The following is a 14,941-nucleotide window of genomic DNA, read 5'->3' as shown; positions in this document are numbered from 1 at the left end:
CGACGAATCCGAGCAGCGCCACGGTGATCACCACAGCGGTAAGGTGCCAGGGCTTCACGTGGTCCTCCTCCGTCGCCGACTATCGCACACACAGTAGTCGCCGATGTCGACCACGGGTTCGCGGATCACTGCTCGACGGCCGCCGGGCGGTAGGTCGCCTGGTTTCCGCCCGCGCGTTTTGCCGCGTACATGGCGCGGTCGGCCTGGGTGAGGGCGTCGCCGACGGAGTACGCCGGCCCGCTGGCCACGCCGACGCTCACCCGAGCGCTCCACGTCGCCATACCGGCCACCGCGGCCACCGCCCGCCGGGCGACCTTCGTGCCGTCGGCGGTGTCGGCGTCGGGCAGGATCGCGACGAACTCGTCGCCGCCGAGCCGGGCCACGAAGTCGCCCTTACGGACGCTGGCGGTGAGCACCTGCGCCACGGCCCGCAGCACCTCGTCGCCGACGGCGTGGCCCAGCGAGTCGTTGATGTGCTTGAACCGGTCGATGTCCACCGCCAGCACCGCCACCAGCCGGTCGGCGGAGGTGCCGGTGGCGGCCAGGTTCCGCAGGAAGACGTCGAGCCCGCGGCGGTTGGCGACGCCGGTGAGCGGGTCGGTCTGCGCCGCCCGCTCGGCCTGCTCGTGCTGCCAGCGCAACACGTCGTACGACTGCATGGTCATCGCCGTGTGCAGCCAGCGGTGCCGTTGCCGCCAGAGCAGTTCGGCGAGCGCGTCACCGTAGGTGAGCCCCGGTACGGCGTCCAACGAACCGTTGGTGGTCAGCAGCACCGCGTGCGTCCGGTGCAGGGCCGCCGAGATCAGCCAGTCGGTCTCGGCCGGCAGGGCGGACACCGCCTGCTCGATGACCCGTAGCGCCTCACCCGGTCGCCCCGAACGGCGCAACGCGACGGCGTGGAACGGTCGGCACAGCAGCAGTTCCTGCTGTTGCCGCAGGCCGGAGTCCTCCAGCAGGGCCGCGTACCGGGGGATGTCGGTCGCCGCGCTGGCCGGGTCCTGGCGGTCGGCGCGGGCGCAGGCGGCGTACAGCAGCGCCAGCAGCCGCCACACCCGCGCCTGCGGGCCGGACGCCTCGGTCGCCGCCCGGGTCGCGTGCGACTCGGCGATGGTGGTGTGCCGCTCCGCCACCGCGACCTGACCCACCTGGTACAGCTCCAGTGCCCACTGGAGGTTGAGTTCGGCGAGGTTGCACAGCCACATGGCCCGGTTGCCGTTGTCCGGGTACTGAGGGTGCCGGGTCGTCTCGTAGGCCGCCTCGAACTGCGGCGCGGCCAACTCGTAGAGACGCAGTTGGGCGTAGCCGATGGCGATCCCGGTGTGCGCGTTGCCCATGATCACCGGGTCGGGTTCGTCGACGAGCAGGGCGGTCTCCGCGCTGACCAGGTCCCGCAGCACCGCCTCCACGTCGTACTCGGAGATGTCCTGGTCACCGACGCGCAGCCGCCGGGTGGCGCGCAGCGAGAGCGCGCACGACCGCCATCCGGCACTGCCCTCGCGGTCCGCGGCGGCCAGCATCAGGTCGGCGGCGGCGACGGCGGCACGCAGCTCGCCGAGCCGGGTCAACGCCACCACCCGGGCGAAATGCATCGCCGCCGGTCCGTCGGCGATCTCACCGGTGGCCTCGCGCAGCGTCGTCTCGGCGGTCGCCAACGCCGGGGCGGCGGCGCCGGTCTGGGCCTCCTCGACGAGTCGCAGCGCCCGGAGGGTCACATCGTCCATGCGGTCCTCCGCACCGCCCAGGAAAGAAACAGGACGATGTTACGACATGAATCCGCCGTGACGATTCGCCGCCGTTCGGTGTGCGATCACGGCAGGCTGGTCGGATCGGGTGTCGTACGAGGTCATCCGGTCTGGCGGTGTTCGGTTTCGGTTGGCATGGTTGCTGTGCCTCGTTGCTGTGTGTCCGGCGGTTGTCTGGTCCAGCCGATGAAGCGGCGGTGCAGGGCGCCGGCGGGTGCCCAGGGCATGTCCTCGGCGGCCTGGATGAGGTAGGCCCCGAGGTAGAGCGCCAGCGACACCGGCGCGTCCGCGTACTCGGCGCGCAGCTCCCGCCGTCGCGTCGGACACGGCCACGGCAGGTCACAGCCCCCGCACCTCCAGATCGGCATGACCGGACCGTGGACGGTCACCGCACACCGCCCAGAAACCAGCCGTCACGTCCTCGAAGGTGGTCCGCCAGGATCGCTTGCTCCGCACCGCTCACCGCTCACCGGTCCCGGGCCAGTGGCCGCGCTCGATCGAGATTCGGAGCTGGGCCTGGCAGGGCAAGTCGGCTCCGCACCGACAGACCCGCCGCCATCGCCGCCAACACCAGACCGGCCGATGCCGGCGGGCGAGGGTCAGTGCCGTGGCCGACAGATACTCGTCGTACGAGATGCGCCGCTTCGACCACAAGGCATCCCCACCCGACGCCGGGTGCGGTGGTACGCCTCGCGCGAGGTCCAACAACCGTCGCCGGGCGGCCTCTTGCTCAATTGCCTGGATGCGTTCTCCGATGCCGGGAGCCGCCGAGGGCGATGACGGGAAGTACCGGCTGACAACTCTCCGCAGGAGTCGAATATTCACCGTCATGTGGCCGGCCCTCCGTAGTCAGGGCATGGAGGGCACCTGCTGATGTGCCTCGTCCGCGCCCGGTTTCAGTGAGGTCCAGCGTCACGTCGGACACGCCCACAGAGCCAGAGGGTGAGCGTCCGCTAACTAGGTGTGCTGTCCGCTGGTGGTTGCCGCCCCGGCGCGTATTCGATGCACGCCTCACGCAACGTCGCCGCCTCTGGCGTCCCCGACTGCTCCACCTTCGCCAGCAATTCCGCAGCCCGCCACCAGTTCGACGGCACCACCCGCCCGGACGCCACCGCCTGCGCACCCAGAGCCACCGCCTCATCCGGCTGACCGGCAGCGACCAGGGCAAGACCAAGGTCGAGACGGGCCGATGCGGACCGGCGCGGTCGCGCTCCCCCATCGCCGGACGGATCCAGGTCGGCCAACACCGCCCGCGCTACCTGCTCGGCACCGGGGTCACCCGCCCACGCCAAAGTCGTGGCCGTGTACGCGGCGGCCTTGGCCGGGTCGTAGCGATAGTGGTGCTCGGCTCGCTCAGGAACAGGCAGGTTCGCCGTCAGCCGCTCCACCCGGTCCAACACTCGTCGGGTAGCACCGACATCCCCGATCCGAGCCCACGCACGAGCCTCCTGAGCAGTCGCCTGGATGCGGGCAGAACTCCCCTTCGGAGCGATCCGCTGTGCCTGACGGGAAAGATCAAGCGCCGTCCGGTAGTCACCTTGAGTCAGCACGTCCCAGGCGCGGGTTTCGAGACACCATGCCTGGATCTCGCCATGCTCAGCATGTTCGGCGAGATCACGGGCGGCTCGCAAGTGGGCAGCCGCAGCGGCCCTCTGCCGCAGGTCGATGTGCACGGTCGCACGCAGCACCGCCAACCAGCCACCGGCAACCAGCAGCCGCCGCTGTTGAGCAAGCGTGACCCGCCCGTCCAACAACCGCCCGACATAGGCGAGATGCCGCCGCACCAACGGCAGAAGATCCGCAGGGGCCATCGTCGGATAGGAACTGGCAAGATCGTCGACGCCCTGCTCGATCCGATCGAGCACATCTCCGCCGACGTCACTGGCGGCGACTCTCGCTCGCAACTCGCCAGCCTCAGCAGCGTGGTCGATCGGCGCCTCCACCAACCGGGCAAGCACACCTCCCGCGCCGAGAACGCGGTCCAGGTGACGAGCTGTGTCGACCGTCGGAGCCTTGAGCCCCGCCTCCAACTCGTGCAGATGGCTCTTGCTCCGATGGGCGAGCTGCCCGAGGGAGCGAAGCGACAGACCGCGCCGCTCCCGAAACTCATGCAGCGCTACCCCGAAGCACGGGTCGACGGACGAGGCCATAGCGCCGCTCCAAGCTCAAGAGGCCAGGCGACCTCAACGGTCACCACCTAGTCGGACGGTACCCCGACACGTCGCGCGTGGAGGACCCCTCGCTTGCAAGTTCTGGGCGTCCGTGCGGCGGGGTCCGTCAGCGTCCGCGACCTGTAGTTCGCTGCTGTGCTTCCGGCGGCTGTCTGGTCCAGCCGATGAAGCGGCGGTGCAGGGCGCCGGCGGGTGCCCAGGGCATGTCCTCGGCGGCCTGGACGAGATAGGCACCGAGGTAGAGCGCCAGCGACACCGACGCGTCCGCGTACTCCGCGCGCAGCTCCCGCCGCCGCGTCGGACACGGCCACGGCATGTCGCAGCCCCCGCAGCTCCAGATCGGCATGACCGGACCGTGGCTGGTCACCGCTGGTCCTCCGCCTGCGGCCAGTGCCCTCGGTTGATCGGTATCCGATGCCGGGCCCGGCACGGCAGGTCGGCTCCGCAGTTGCAGACGCGCCGCACGTGTCTCTCCCTCGTCGCTCACGAGGGCGGCAGCATCGTCGCCCTCTGGCTGAGGGACACGGCGGCCGGGCGTGACTCGCACCGACCACCGCATCCCGTGAGCGAGAAGCTACGTTCGGTGGCCGAGTGGGTTGGGTAAGGTTCCTACCCCTGGTTCAGGAGACGAGTCCGACCTTCGCCGCCAGGTCACGAGCGTCGTCCCGGGTGGAACGCGGACCGTCGAGCAGGTCCACGGTGATCTGACGGGCGTACCCGTTGAACCGGATCGTCTCCGGAGCCGAGTCGTACGCCTGCCGCAGCGCCGCCACGGTCGCTTCCTTGTCGTCCTTGCCGTAGTACGCCCGCGCGACCTCAATCAGGTGGCGTGCCCGACGCGGCCTCGACGGAATCGCCGCCGCATCATGACGACGGGCCTGCCGCACCGCCTCGCCCGACTGCTGCAACTCCACCGCCACCGTCACCGCGTGAGCACCCATGACGACCCGGGAGAACGACGTCTGCGGCTGATAGAAGCCCTCCGGCAGGCGCTGCGCCACCTGGTCCGCGCGGTCCCAGTACCGCCAGGCACGACCTTCCTCACCAGCACGAGCAGACGTGTACGCGGCCTCGAAGTTCAGCGCCCCCCACAACGCCAACAGATTCGCGCTCCCGTCAGCCGCCCCCGACTCCAACGCCGACAACACCTCCAGCGTCACCCTCATCGCGGTGTCCCAGTCACCGGCCTCCCGATGCACCTGACACAGGAACCACCCCGCACGGGCGATCGCCTCCGGATCACCGGACTCCTGCGCCGCCACCATCGCCCGATCCGTCACCCGCCACAACAACTCCGCAGCAGGCTGATAGGCGACGAACATCTGCGCCAACCCCAGCGTTTCCGCCCACAGGGCCTGCGCCTCACGCCGCCGGCCACCCTCGTACGCCAACACGGCCCGCTGCCCGTCCCGCAACAACCCCGGCAACAACCCGCCCAGCACCGTACGGTGATCCGCCGCCTGATGACGCGCCCGCCACCCCGCCGCAAGCCGCTCCCGCAGCCCGGACAAGGACACCGGCGGGGCGTCATCGGGCAGCGCGACCTGATTCAGGGCCGCCCGGACCGACACCAACGCCGGATGCTCCGGCCCGTTGACCACAGCAGACCGATTACCCAACTCCGCCGCCAAGGCCGACACGTCGATCTTCAAAGCACGCGCGATCCGATCCAGCATGTGAATACGCGGCGGCAGGATCCGATCCGTCTCCACCGCCTTGACCCACTCGGCGCTACGACCCACCAACCCACCCAGCACCGTCCGAGACTTCCCGGACCGCTCCCGATAGACCTTCAACCGCTGCCCGAACGTCAACTCCGGCAAGGAATCCACCCGGAACCCCCTCGCATAGCGCAGGACGCACCACCGACCCAACGGCCGCCACCACCGCCAACGCTACCGACCAGCCCGACCCCTCATAACCCCCTGACACGCCAGTGACTCGCGCCCTGGCAGGGGCATCCGACCACTCGCTTGTAAGTTCCCGGCGCTTCGTCCGACGGGCGGTCTACGTCCGCGACTCGCCGCCGGCCGTCCCTGGCTACCCACCGCCGAAGCGACCACCTGATCAGTCACACGGGGGATCAGCGCGGCGGACGCGTTGGGCGCGTTGAGGCAGTTGATCACAGCGAGCCGCGAGGTGATCGAGATCCACGAGATCGAGAGCACCAAGCGAGAGATGCTCCGGGCGTACCGGGAGACCGAAGTCGAGCGGATCAAGGCATCCGAGCGGGTGCTGCGCGACTACTTTGATCGCACCTTCATCGAACGGCGCGAGCAAGACCAGGCGCTGTTCGACGGCCTGCGGCAAGCCAGAGAGACCGGTGACGTCGCCGCGATGCAGACCTTCGTCGGCGGGTGGCATTTGGGCTCTTCGAAGTTGAGCGGGGTTGAGGTGTCCGCGGTGCCGGCGGGTGGTGGCGGTGCGGGTCCGTAGTCGCTGGTTCTCCGGATTCCGGAATCCGTAGGCGTCGCGGGCGACGGTTTTGATGACGCGGTTAGCGCCTTCGGAGCCGGCGTTGGTGATGCCGGTGTGCAGGAACGCGAGGATTTCCGGCCACCAGGTCTCGATCGTGGTCGCGAGGCGGTGCAGTTCGAGCAGGTCAGAGGCGGCGCAGCGGCGTAGAAGCGATGTAGCAGCCGGGCGGTGGTCTCTCTGTCCGGGTGGGTGCGGGCCAGCGCGAGCAGGTCGAGCAGGTCCTCTTTCGCGTTCCAGGCGGTCAGGATCGGCGTGCCGGTCTTCGTCGGCAGGTTTTCCAGGGTGTCGGTCAGTCGGTCGACGTGCTCGGCGCGCATCCGAGCTGCCGACCTGGTCAGCCGGTTGCGTTGCTGCCATTCCGGATCGCTCGCCCGACCGCGGCGGCCGCGGTGCGTCATGGTCATGCGGCGGCGGACCTCGGTGACGGCCCGGTTGGCCAACTGGACTACGTGGAAGTGGTCCACGACCAGCAACGCGTGCGGCAGGGCTTCGCGGATCGCGGCCTTGAACACGGTGCGCATGTCGATCGCGACGGCTTGGACCTGCTCACGCCAGGCCGTGGGGCGAGCGGTGAGCCAGTCGGTTGCTGCCTTGCTGGTGCGGCCCTCGACCTGGGCGAGCAGCCCCTGCCCGCCGCCGGGATCGCAGAATCCGACGTGCCAGCGGTCGACGGTGGTGGTCCACGACGCGGTGACCTCGTCGAGACTCCAGCGTGGTCTACCGCGGCGGACCTCGTCGATGCCCAGCACGCTCACCGGGGCCGGTTCGGTCGGTGACACCGTCGTGGCGTGTGCGGTGAACGCCGCAGCGACTATCGGCCAGGATAGGCCCAGGTCACGGGCGGTCTGCACGATCGTGCGGTTACCGTCGGCGACCGCAGCGCCGGCGGCGTAGCGCAGCCGACCGGTGATCCGGGCCCGTGCCGGGACCTGCGGCACCTGTTCGGTGAACGACTTGCGGGGGCATCCGGGCTGGTCGCAGTGCCAGCGTCGTTTACGCCACCGCAGCCGGGCCGTCCGCCCCGCCATCGGCAGATCTCGTGGCCGGGTCGTGGTCCACTGTTTCACCCGCACGGCCCGGAACCCGCACTGCGGGCAGCATCGTGCCTGCTCATCACCGGTGGACAGGTGAACTACGGGGGAACCGTCCGGGTGCAGCTCGACCCGATCGGCCACCAGGCCGTCCAGGCCCAGCAGCCGGGTCGTATCGTTGACCATGCTCGCAGCTCTTCACTTGTGACTATCCGATCTAGACACTCAGATGATCACTGATGAGCTGCGAGCCCTCACGCTCGGGCCGCACTCAGTCGCGAACTCCGCTCAAGTTCGAAGAGCCGTCATTTGACCGAAATGCCCGGAGAGTGTCGGAAAAGCTAACACCCTCCGGGCCTTCACATCAACTCAGAGGACGTCTGATTCACGTATTCTGCGTGTGTTGTGTTTTTAGGGGTTCTCGCCAGGTTGGGGTGGTTTCGGCGGTGAGGCGTTTGGCGAGGTTGTCGATCATGGCGAGGGTGATCATGCTGGCGGAGTGGTCGGGTCGGGCTTCGTAGTCGCGGACGAGGCGGCGGTGGTGCATGAGCCAGCCGATGGTGTTGGGTCGGGCCCGGGCGCGGTGCCTGGATTGCTCCAGGTCCGTTTCCCGGACCCGCCCGCCGAACCCGGCGTGCGACTCTCACCGCACCGGGCTCTCCACGAGGTCATGCCGTTGGGGGTGGGCTTGTCGGTGTGGGCTGCCAGGGGTTCGGGATCTTGGTGCCGCGATAGCGGTATCGGGTCACGGGGACCTTCGCCATCTTGAACAACTCGACCCCGTCGAAGGCGATGGGCTGCCACCCTTGCGGGGTGCGCAGCCATCGCTGGATGGCTCTCCAGGTCATGCGGTTGCGGCGCATCACCCAGTTGATCACTCGCCACCAGATGAAGTTCTGCAGGTGGGAGAAGGTGTGCTTGGCGACCGCGTGCTTGAAGTAGTTGGCCCATCCACGCTGGATGTAGTTGATCTTGACCAGCGTCTCCCGGTAGCTCAGGTGCGACAACCGGCGGGTCAGTGACTTGATCTTCCGTTTCAGCGCCTGGACCGGCTTGTCGGCGATGAACGTGTATACATGCCACTTGTCCGTTCCTCGTTTCCGCTTCCAGACGATGCGGAAGCCGAGGAAGTCGACCCCGTCGGCAAGGTGGGTGATCCTGGTCTTGGACTCAGATAGGCGCAGGCCCATCGTCGCCAGAACGGTACTCACCTGGTCGCGCAGGTCCTCGACGTGTTCCTGGTTGCCATGGACCAGGACGAGGAAGTCGTCGGCGTAGCGGACCAACTGCCACGTCGCCAGTCCTTTGGCGCGTCGTTGCCTGCGCTGCTGGCCGGTGCCCGCTGCCGCCCATTGCTCGACGAAGAACTCGTCGAGAACCGACAACGCGATGTTGGCCAGCAGTGGTGAGAGGATCCCTCCTTGGGGTGTGCCGGACGTGGTCTCGTTCCGCTCGCCGAGCTCAGTCATGATCCCGGCCTTGAGGAACGCCTTCACCAGCGCGAGCACTCGCTTGTCCTTCACCCGCGCTCGCACCCGACCCATCAAGGCCGGGTGGTCGATACGGTCGAAGCACGCCTCGATGTCCGCGTCCAGCACCCACCGGTAACCGGCGGTGGCCAGATGATGGATCTCGGCGATCGCGTCGTGCGCGCGCCGGTTCGGCCGGAACCCATACGAACAAGGCTGGAAATCCGCCTCGAAGATGGGCTCCAGGACCAGCTTCAGCGCTGCCTGGACCACACGGTCCGTGATGGTCGGTATCCCCAGCCGGCGTAGTTTCCCGCCGGTCTTGGGAATCATCTTCTCCCGTACTGGTAGTGGCCGGAACGTGCCGGTCTTCAGCAGGGAACGGACATGGTCCAGGAACACTTCGGGCCCGGCCATGCTCACGTGGACAGCGGTGACGCCGTCCACTCCGGCAGTGCGGGCTCCGGCATTCCCGGCGACCCGTTGCAACGCCACGACCAGCGTGGCGGGGTCGCTGACGAAGTTGTAGACATCGTCAAACCGGCGACCGTGGTCGGCCGCCGCCCAACGGTGCAGTTTGATCTGCATTCCCCGTACCCGCGTCCATGCCTCTTCCGGGGTCGGCCACGTGACGGCGGTATCCACCACCGTGTCTTCGGGCATTGCAGTACCTCCCTTGCGATCTCGCTGCCGCCCTTCCCCATGTGACCGGCTCTCCCGGCCTCGGAGTACTACGGCGGCTCCGCCCTCTCCCGACCCGATCGGCCGACGGTGAACCCAACCCGAGGCGTCGTCTCTGGCTGAGACGGCCCCGGGCAAAGCCGGGAAAGTTCCCGTGTTCACTGACTGATCGCTCGACGAAGGAGGCACCCGGCTATACCCCCGCGGCATCGCCACGGCTACCCCGCAGCACTTCACCGTGGCCTCCCGGACCGCCGAACGTCAGCAGCCGCAGGAGTTCCCCGTCCCGAGAGAAGAGGACCAGGACGCACCGCACCCAGCCCACATCCGCCAGGTTCGAGCTGGTAGGGATCGTTAGGAGGCTTCAGACACCGGTTCCTCGCGTATACCTCTCCGTCTCGCTTGCCGGACCCGCGCCATCTGGCAGTACTGGTTACGTCCCGGCGTTGTCGGGGCCGCTTGCCACCCTCCCCGGCACCTCCCGGATCAGGCTGCCCCCAGCTTCACCACCCTGCTGCGACAGGACGGCGGCGAAGGTCTCTCACCTCCACTCGATCAATCAGCGCCTCACGGCGCACGCGTTCGACGACCCATCGCCGTTTGACCACGCTGAAGCCCTTGATCTGTGGGTCCTTGGTGACGATCTCGACGTCGACGCCGAGTGCGGCGCCGTGTTCGATGACGCGGTTCTTGAAGCCGGCGTCGACCCAGGTCTTGGTCAGGGTGGGGTAGGCGGCGGTGGCCCGGTCGAGCAGGTCCATGCCGATGGCGTTGTCGCTGGCGCTGGCGGCGGTGACGATGACGGCGAGGAGGAGGCCGAGGGTGTCGGTGAGGATGCCACGCTTGCGGCCGACGATCTTCTTGCCGGCGTCGGTGCCCTGTGTGGACAGTGGGACGTTGGTGGAGGTCTTCACGCTCTGGCTGTCCATGATGGACGCAGTTGGTTCGATGGTGCGGCCGTGGTGGTCGCGGACGAGGCCGGTGAGCTGGTAGTTGAGTTCGGTGAAGATGCCTTCTTTGCTCCAGGCGGCGAAGTAGCCGTAAACGGTGCGGTACGGCGGGAAGTCGTGGGGTAGGTGGCGCCAGGCGATGCCGGTGCGGTTGACGTAGAGGATGGCGTTGAAGATGTCGCGCAGGTCGTGGGTGGGTGCGCGTCCACTGACACCGGCGTCGGTGCGGGCCTGTCGCCAGGCGGTCAGGCGGGGTGCGATCAGCGCCCATCGGGCGTCGGACAGGTCGGACGGGTAGGGGCGCCGTTCGGTCATGCAGTAGGCGTATGGCGTCTGGGGCCCGGCTCGGCGGACGCCATGTGCGTCGATGTCGGGTGAAGGTGAATCAGACACGATCGCGGGGTGAAAAGCGCCGATTCCGGTCAGGGTAGTGCGCGGCGAGATGTTTCTATTTCAGGCCAGGCCTGGCATTTCGCGCTACCGGGGTCGGAACGTGAATCGGTCGCTACTGACGCGAAGGTGAAACAAACGTCCAGTCAGGTTTCCGTTGTAGGGATCCGACACGTTCGCCCGCAACGTCGGCGTCGTCGTGCGCACCACCGCCGGCGACGAGCACGCCTTGTAGCAGTCCGTCGTGGTGGAGAACGGCTGCGCGACCGGCGGGTTCGGCTTTTTGTCGTACGTCGCGATCAGGTACGTGTGGCCGGTGAAGAACTTCTTCCACCGGCCCTGGACGGCCTCATGATCACCGTCGCTGTTGCAGGCACACAATCCGACCGTGTAGGTCGTGGCGTTCGCCGTCGCCCGCGCCTGCACGTCGTTCCTCAGGGTGGCGCCCTCGAAGACCGCGTCCGCGTCCGGCTGGATCGTCCCGCAGCCACCGGCCTCGTTCGCGTTGCCCTCCCACGAGTCCAGCCAGTTCGACGACGGCAACGGACGTGTCGACCAGGCCATCCGAGCCCCGCTGGACACCGTGATCCCATCGGTGTTGGTCCGGTATAGGTGCACCCACGTCGGCGTACACGACCACGAGTGGTCCAGCTTCATGGTCACCTTCGCCGACAGGATCTGCGTACCACGCAACGTCGACACGTTGAAATCAAAGAACGACCGATACAACACCCCGTCGTAATCGTTCCGACCAACCCAGGCCCGGTTACCCACATCCCAGTTGTTGTTCGCGTTGTTCGCGTACGCCCACTTCGACCGCAACCCGTTGAACGGCGGATCCACGAACACCGGCCACGTCACCGTCGGGTCATCCAACATCGCCTCGTCCGCGAACACGGTCAGCTCACCGTCACCGACCTCCAGCGCGACACCCGCCCGCCGCGAGGTGACGCTCGGCTCCGCGCCCATCGCCGACGCGGCCTCCACTCGATCAAGACCACGCGCCGAGATCACCTCGCCGCCGATCGCCGGATCCACCGACGAGTCCCACATCGACGCCGCGTGAGTGACCCCCACCGTCTCCCCGGCCGCATCAATCAGCCGCAGCCCACCACCTGTATCCGGCTCGACCTGGAGGTCACCACCAAGCGCGTACCGAATCTGACGCACCGCCGGGTTCGCCGCCGCAGCCGGAGTCAAAATCTCCACCGCGTGCGAAAACCCCTCCCGCAACGCCGTCACATGCAGGTTCACACCGGGCAGCACACCCTCGTACACGGCAGTCGCACCACGCAGCCGCGGCGTGGGCAACGCCCCCAACGGCCACGACAGAGTCAACGAGGAACCGCCCCTCCGCCACGTCGCCAGCGGCCCCGACCCACCAACCGAGAAACGAACATCCGTCAGCGTCGCCGCCGGCACCACCGCACCGCCCGACACCGACAGAGTCGGGTCAATCGCCGCCCACGAACCGTCAGCCCGGCGCACCCGCTGCGGCACCGCAGCCACCGTCAACGTCTGCGTACCCGACGGATCGACCACCACCTGCTCGAACTCAGTCCGCTCACTCACCGCCTCCACCGACACACCACACTCGGCCGCCACCACGGCAGCAGCCGCCTCGTCCGCAGCCTCCGTCACAGAGCAATCCGGGGCCGACGAGGAAGCCGCGAATGCGACGCCGGACCCGTCCACCACGTCAAACCCTGACCCGAGCACCGCGACCGCCAGCGCAACCGCTGGCCAGCGCGACCGACGAGGCCGCCCCTGAGCATGCAAGAAATAAACAGAATCAGCCAAAGCGACGCCCTCCCCCGCGAGAAATGATCACCACCCTGACCTGCGCATCATCGAATGCCAATATCATCGACTGGCGATCCGGGTGGTTTGACCGACACTGTCGGGAAGATCATGTGTACGAAGAGTGGTCACGTCGAGTAGTTAGCGGGCTCGACAGGCGCACCTCCGGCGGCGAGGCGACAGCGCGGCAATAAGTAGCTCAAGAAATCGAAAGCGGCGGCAGCTGCCGCTGGCACAGCGCGGGTGCCGGTGCCAGGGCAGCCGACGCTGCTCTGGTCGCCGACCTCGGGCGAGAGTAGCGCTGACACCGGATAAGCGAGACCAGGCGTCCGGGGTCGCGTCCGGACTCGGGTCCAGTCGTGGGGAAGAGAGCAACGTCAACGCTGGCCGAGTGTAGGCAGACGGCCGACGCATCGGCTTCGAACCACGCGACCGCTACGCGGGACCCGCACCCCGCAAGAACGCGTTTCCCCAGCCCACCGCACATCTGGCCGAGGCGGTTCGCGCACTGCCAACCACGGACTCACGTTTCCCCAGGTCAGGGACTATCGGTGGGCGATACTGGGATCGAACCAGTGGCATCTTCGGTGTGAACCGTCATCGCCTCGGGCCCGGCCGCCGTGGTTCAGCGGTTCTGGCTGGTCACCTCGACGGTGCCGATGTTCGGTGCCAGGGCCCGGGCCACCTCCTCGGCGGCAACCCGGTCCTCGGGCCGCGTCAGGACGATGCTGACCCGGTCGACCCGCAGGGTTGCCCGGACCATCGGATACCTGCCGACGACCGCCCGGAACGCGGCGATCGCCTCCACCGGGACCGCACCGTCCGCACCGGTCTCCACGGAGACGGCCGGCTCGACGGTGCGGTCGGTGGAGATCAGCACCGTCGTGACGCCGGTCAGCGTGCCGTGTCGGCCGCCGCCGGTGGTCAGGTCGTCGAAGAGTTCCATCGCGCCGACCACGTCAGGGGCGGCGCCGACGATCCGCCACCGGTCGATGTCGCCTCGGGACGGGCGCGAGATGTGGGCCGACGTCACCTGGGAGTCGGTGCTCATCGACCGCCACAACGACACCACCTCGTCGTTACGGGCGCCGTCCGGGACCACGGCGAAGGTGATGTCGGCGGCGTTGATCTTGCCCGAGACGTCGTCGCGGCCGGCGACGTACTGCCGCAGTTCGCCCGCCAGCTCGCTGACCCGGTCGGCGGAGGTGCCCTCCTGGACGGTCAACGTGCCGGTCGTCGAGCCGAAGAAGGGCAACGTGTTCTCGGCGTTGGCCTGGACACTCGCCACGTCCGGCGTGCCGGCCCAGTCGGCCTCGAAGTCGGCGGCCAGGGCGCTGCCCTTGTCGACGGCGCACCCCGACAACATGGTCATGCCGAGCACGAACGCGAGGCCGGTCCTCAGTCTGCGCTCAGCCATTCGCCGTAACCGGAAACGCGGCGGGAACACGATCATGATTCACGCCTACTTGATAGCACGCGCCGTCGAGCCCACCACCGTGCTGGCCTGCCGATCCTCTCCCGCAGGCTCTCAGGACACGGCCCGCACCGCTTGGTCACCGGTCGCGCGGGCCGTGTCGCGGACGAAGCGCAGCAGCGCGGTGAAGGCCAGCGCCGCCGTGACCGCGCCGCCAGCGAGGCGTACCCAGTGCCCGGCGACGAACTCGGCGGCGACCTGACGCAGGTACTCCGGGGAGTGGGTGCCCACCGGGTCCACGAACATGATCTCGTTACGCGGCCAGAAGAAGACCGCCAAGAAAAGGAACTCGCAGGCCACGAAGACCGCCGTCGCGGCCGCGACCCACCAGCGCAGCCGCCGGTCGCGCCAGGTGAGTACCGTGGCGGCGAGACTGCCGAGGATCACCGAGGCGCCCAGCGGCGGGAAGTAGTCGCTGGGTTTGGCGGCCCGGGCCGTCTGCCGCCCGCAGGCGCGGTCCGGGTCGCCCGGGGACGTACCCGGTGCGGTGTTCCCGACGCGCGTCGGCGACGGTCCACGTCGACGCGCGCACGACAACGCCCCGTCGGCGCGGAGCGACCCGCACCGACGAGGTGTCGTCACCGAAGGCCGGCTACCGGGTGATGGTGACCGTCGCCTTGCGGTAGTTGTTGCGCGTTCTTCGACGGGTCGTAGCCCTTCTCGACGTTGCCCGCCGTGTCGACCGAGAACCAGTGGAACGTGGTCGTCTCGGTCACGCGGAACACCTGACCCGGCTCCCGGAACTCGGTCGCCTG

General features: G+C 68.3%; 9 protein-coding genes and 3 pseudogenes. All 12 read right to left on the bottom strand.

Going from position 1 to position 14,941, the window contains the following annotated elements:
• Nucleotides 1-125: 125 nt before the first annotated feature.
• Nucleotides 126-1,721 carry a GGDEF domain-containing protein gene (locus ID554_RS27285; RefSeq protein WP_117227875.1) on the bottom strand — a complete coding sequence of 532 codons (1,596 nt, stop codon included), beginning with the start codon at nt 1,719-1,721 and terminating at the stop codon, nt 126-128.
• Nucleotides 1,722-1,843: 122 nt separating this feature from the next.
• On the bottom strand, nt 1,844-2,131 hold the full coding sequence (locus ID554_RS27280) for a hypothetical protein (RefSeq protein ID WP_117227876.1): 288 nt from the start codon (nt 2,129-2,131) through the stop codon (nt 1,844-1,846).
• A 564-nt stretch (nt 2,132-2,695) separates the two neighbouring features.
• On the bottom strand, nt 2,696-3,892 hold the full coding sequence (locus ID554_RS27275; RefSeq protein WP_117227877.1) for a helix-turn-helix domain-containing protein: 1,197 nt from the start codon (nt 3,890-3,892) through the stop codon (nt 2,696-2,698).
• Between the two features lie 127 nt (nt 3,893-4,019).
• Nucleotides 4,020-4,280 (bottom strand): hypothetical protein, encoded by a 261-nt coding sequence (locus tag ID554_RS27270; protein WP_117227878.1) that lies wholly within the window; start codon nt 4,278-4,280, stop codon nt 4,020-4,022.
• Between the two features lie 253 nt (nt 4,281-4,533).
• Entirely contained in the window at nt 4,534-5,745 is a 1,212-nt protein-coding gene (locus ID554_RS27265; protein ID WP_117227879.1) for a helix-turn-helix domain-containing protein, read from the bottom strand.
• Nucleotides 5,746-5,980: 235 nt separating this feature from the next.
• Nucleotides 5,981-7,608, bottom strand: a pseudogene (locus tag ID554_RS27260) (ISL3 family transposase).
• 199 nt (nt 7,609-7,807) lie between these two features.
• A pseudogene (locus tag ID554_RS27255) lies at nt 7,808-7,984 on the bottom strand (IS5 family transposase); the annotation flags it as partial.
• A 106-nt stretch (nt 7,985-8,090) separates the two neighbouring features.
• Nucleotides 8,091-9,554: a group II intron reverse transcriptase/maturase gene (gene ltrA / locus ID554_RS27250; RefSeq protein WP_199489335.1), complete on the bottom strand. Its 1,464-nt coding sequence runs from the start codon at nt 9,552-9,554 to the stop codon at nt 8,091-8,093.
• A 554-nt stretch (nt 9,555-10,108) separates the two neighbouring features.
• Nucleotides 10,109-10,837: pseudogene (locus ID554_RS27245) on the bottom strand (IS5 family transposase); the annotation flags it as partial.
• 162 nt (nt 10,838-10,999) lie between these two features.
• A complete protein-coding gene (locus ID554_RS27240; protein WP_117230836.1) occupies nt 11,000-12,553 on the bottom strand; it encodes a hypothetical protein in 1,554 nt (517 codons plus the stop codon).
• 784 nt (nt 12,554-13,337) lie between these two features.
• Nucleotides 13,338-14,129: a hypothetical protein gene (locus tag ID554_RS27235; protein WP_147333586.1), complete on the bottom strand. Its 792-nt coding sequence runs from the start codon at nt 14,127-14,129 to the stop codon at nt 13,338-13,340.
• A gap of 111 nt (nt 14,130-14,240) precedes the next feature.
• Nucleotides 14,241-14,768, bottom strand: coding sequence for a DUF1772 domain-containing protein (locus ID554_RS27230; protein ID WP_223884716.1), 528 nt, complete (start codon nt 14,766-14,768; stop codon nt 14,241-14,243).
• Between the last annotated feature and the right edge of the window lie 173 nt (nt 14,769-14,941).

Origin of the sequence: Micromonospora craniellae, assembly GCF_014764405.1 — a bacterium.
In the GTDB taxonomy this organism is placed as follows: domain Bacteria; phylum Actinomycetota; class Actinomycetes; order Mycobacteriales; family Micromonosporaceae; genus Micromonospora; species Micromonospora craniellae.
This window is presented reverse-complemented; position numbering and strand designations above follow the sequence as displayed.

Coding starts and splice junctions, on each gene's coding strand:
- ID554_RS27235 (WP_147333586.1), bottom strand. CDS start 14,129: ATGGCTGAGCGCAGACTGAGGACCGGCCTCGCGTTCGTGCTCGGCATG.
- ID554_RS27285 (WP_117227875.1), bottom strand. CDS start 1,721: ATGGACGATGTGACCCTCCGGGCGCTGCGACTCGTCGAGGAGGCCCAG.
- ltrA (WP_199489335.1), bottom strand. CDS start 9,554: ATGCCCGAAGACACGGTGGTGGATACCGCCGTCACGTGGCCGACCCCG.
- ID554_RS27275 (WP_117227877.1), bottom strand. CDS start 3,892: ATGGCCTCGTCCGTCGACCCGTGCTTCGGGGTAGCGCTGCATGAGTTT.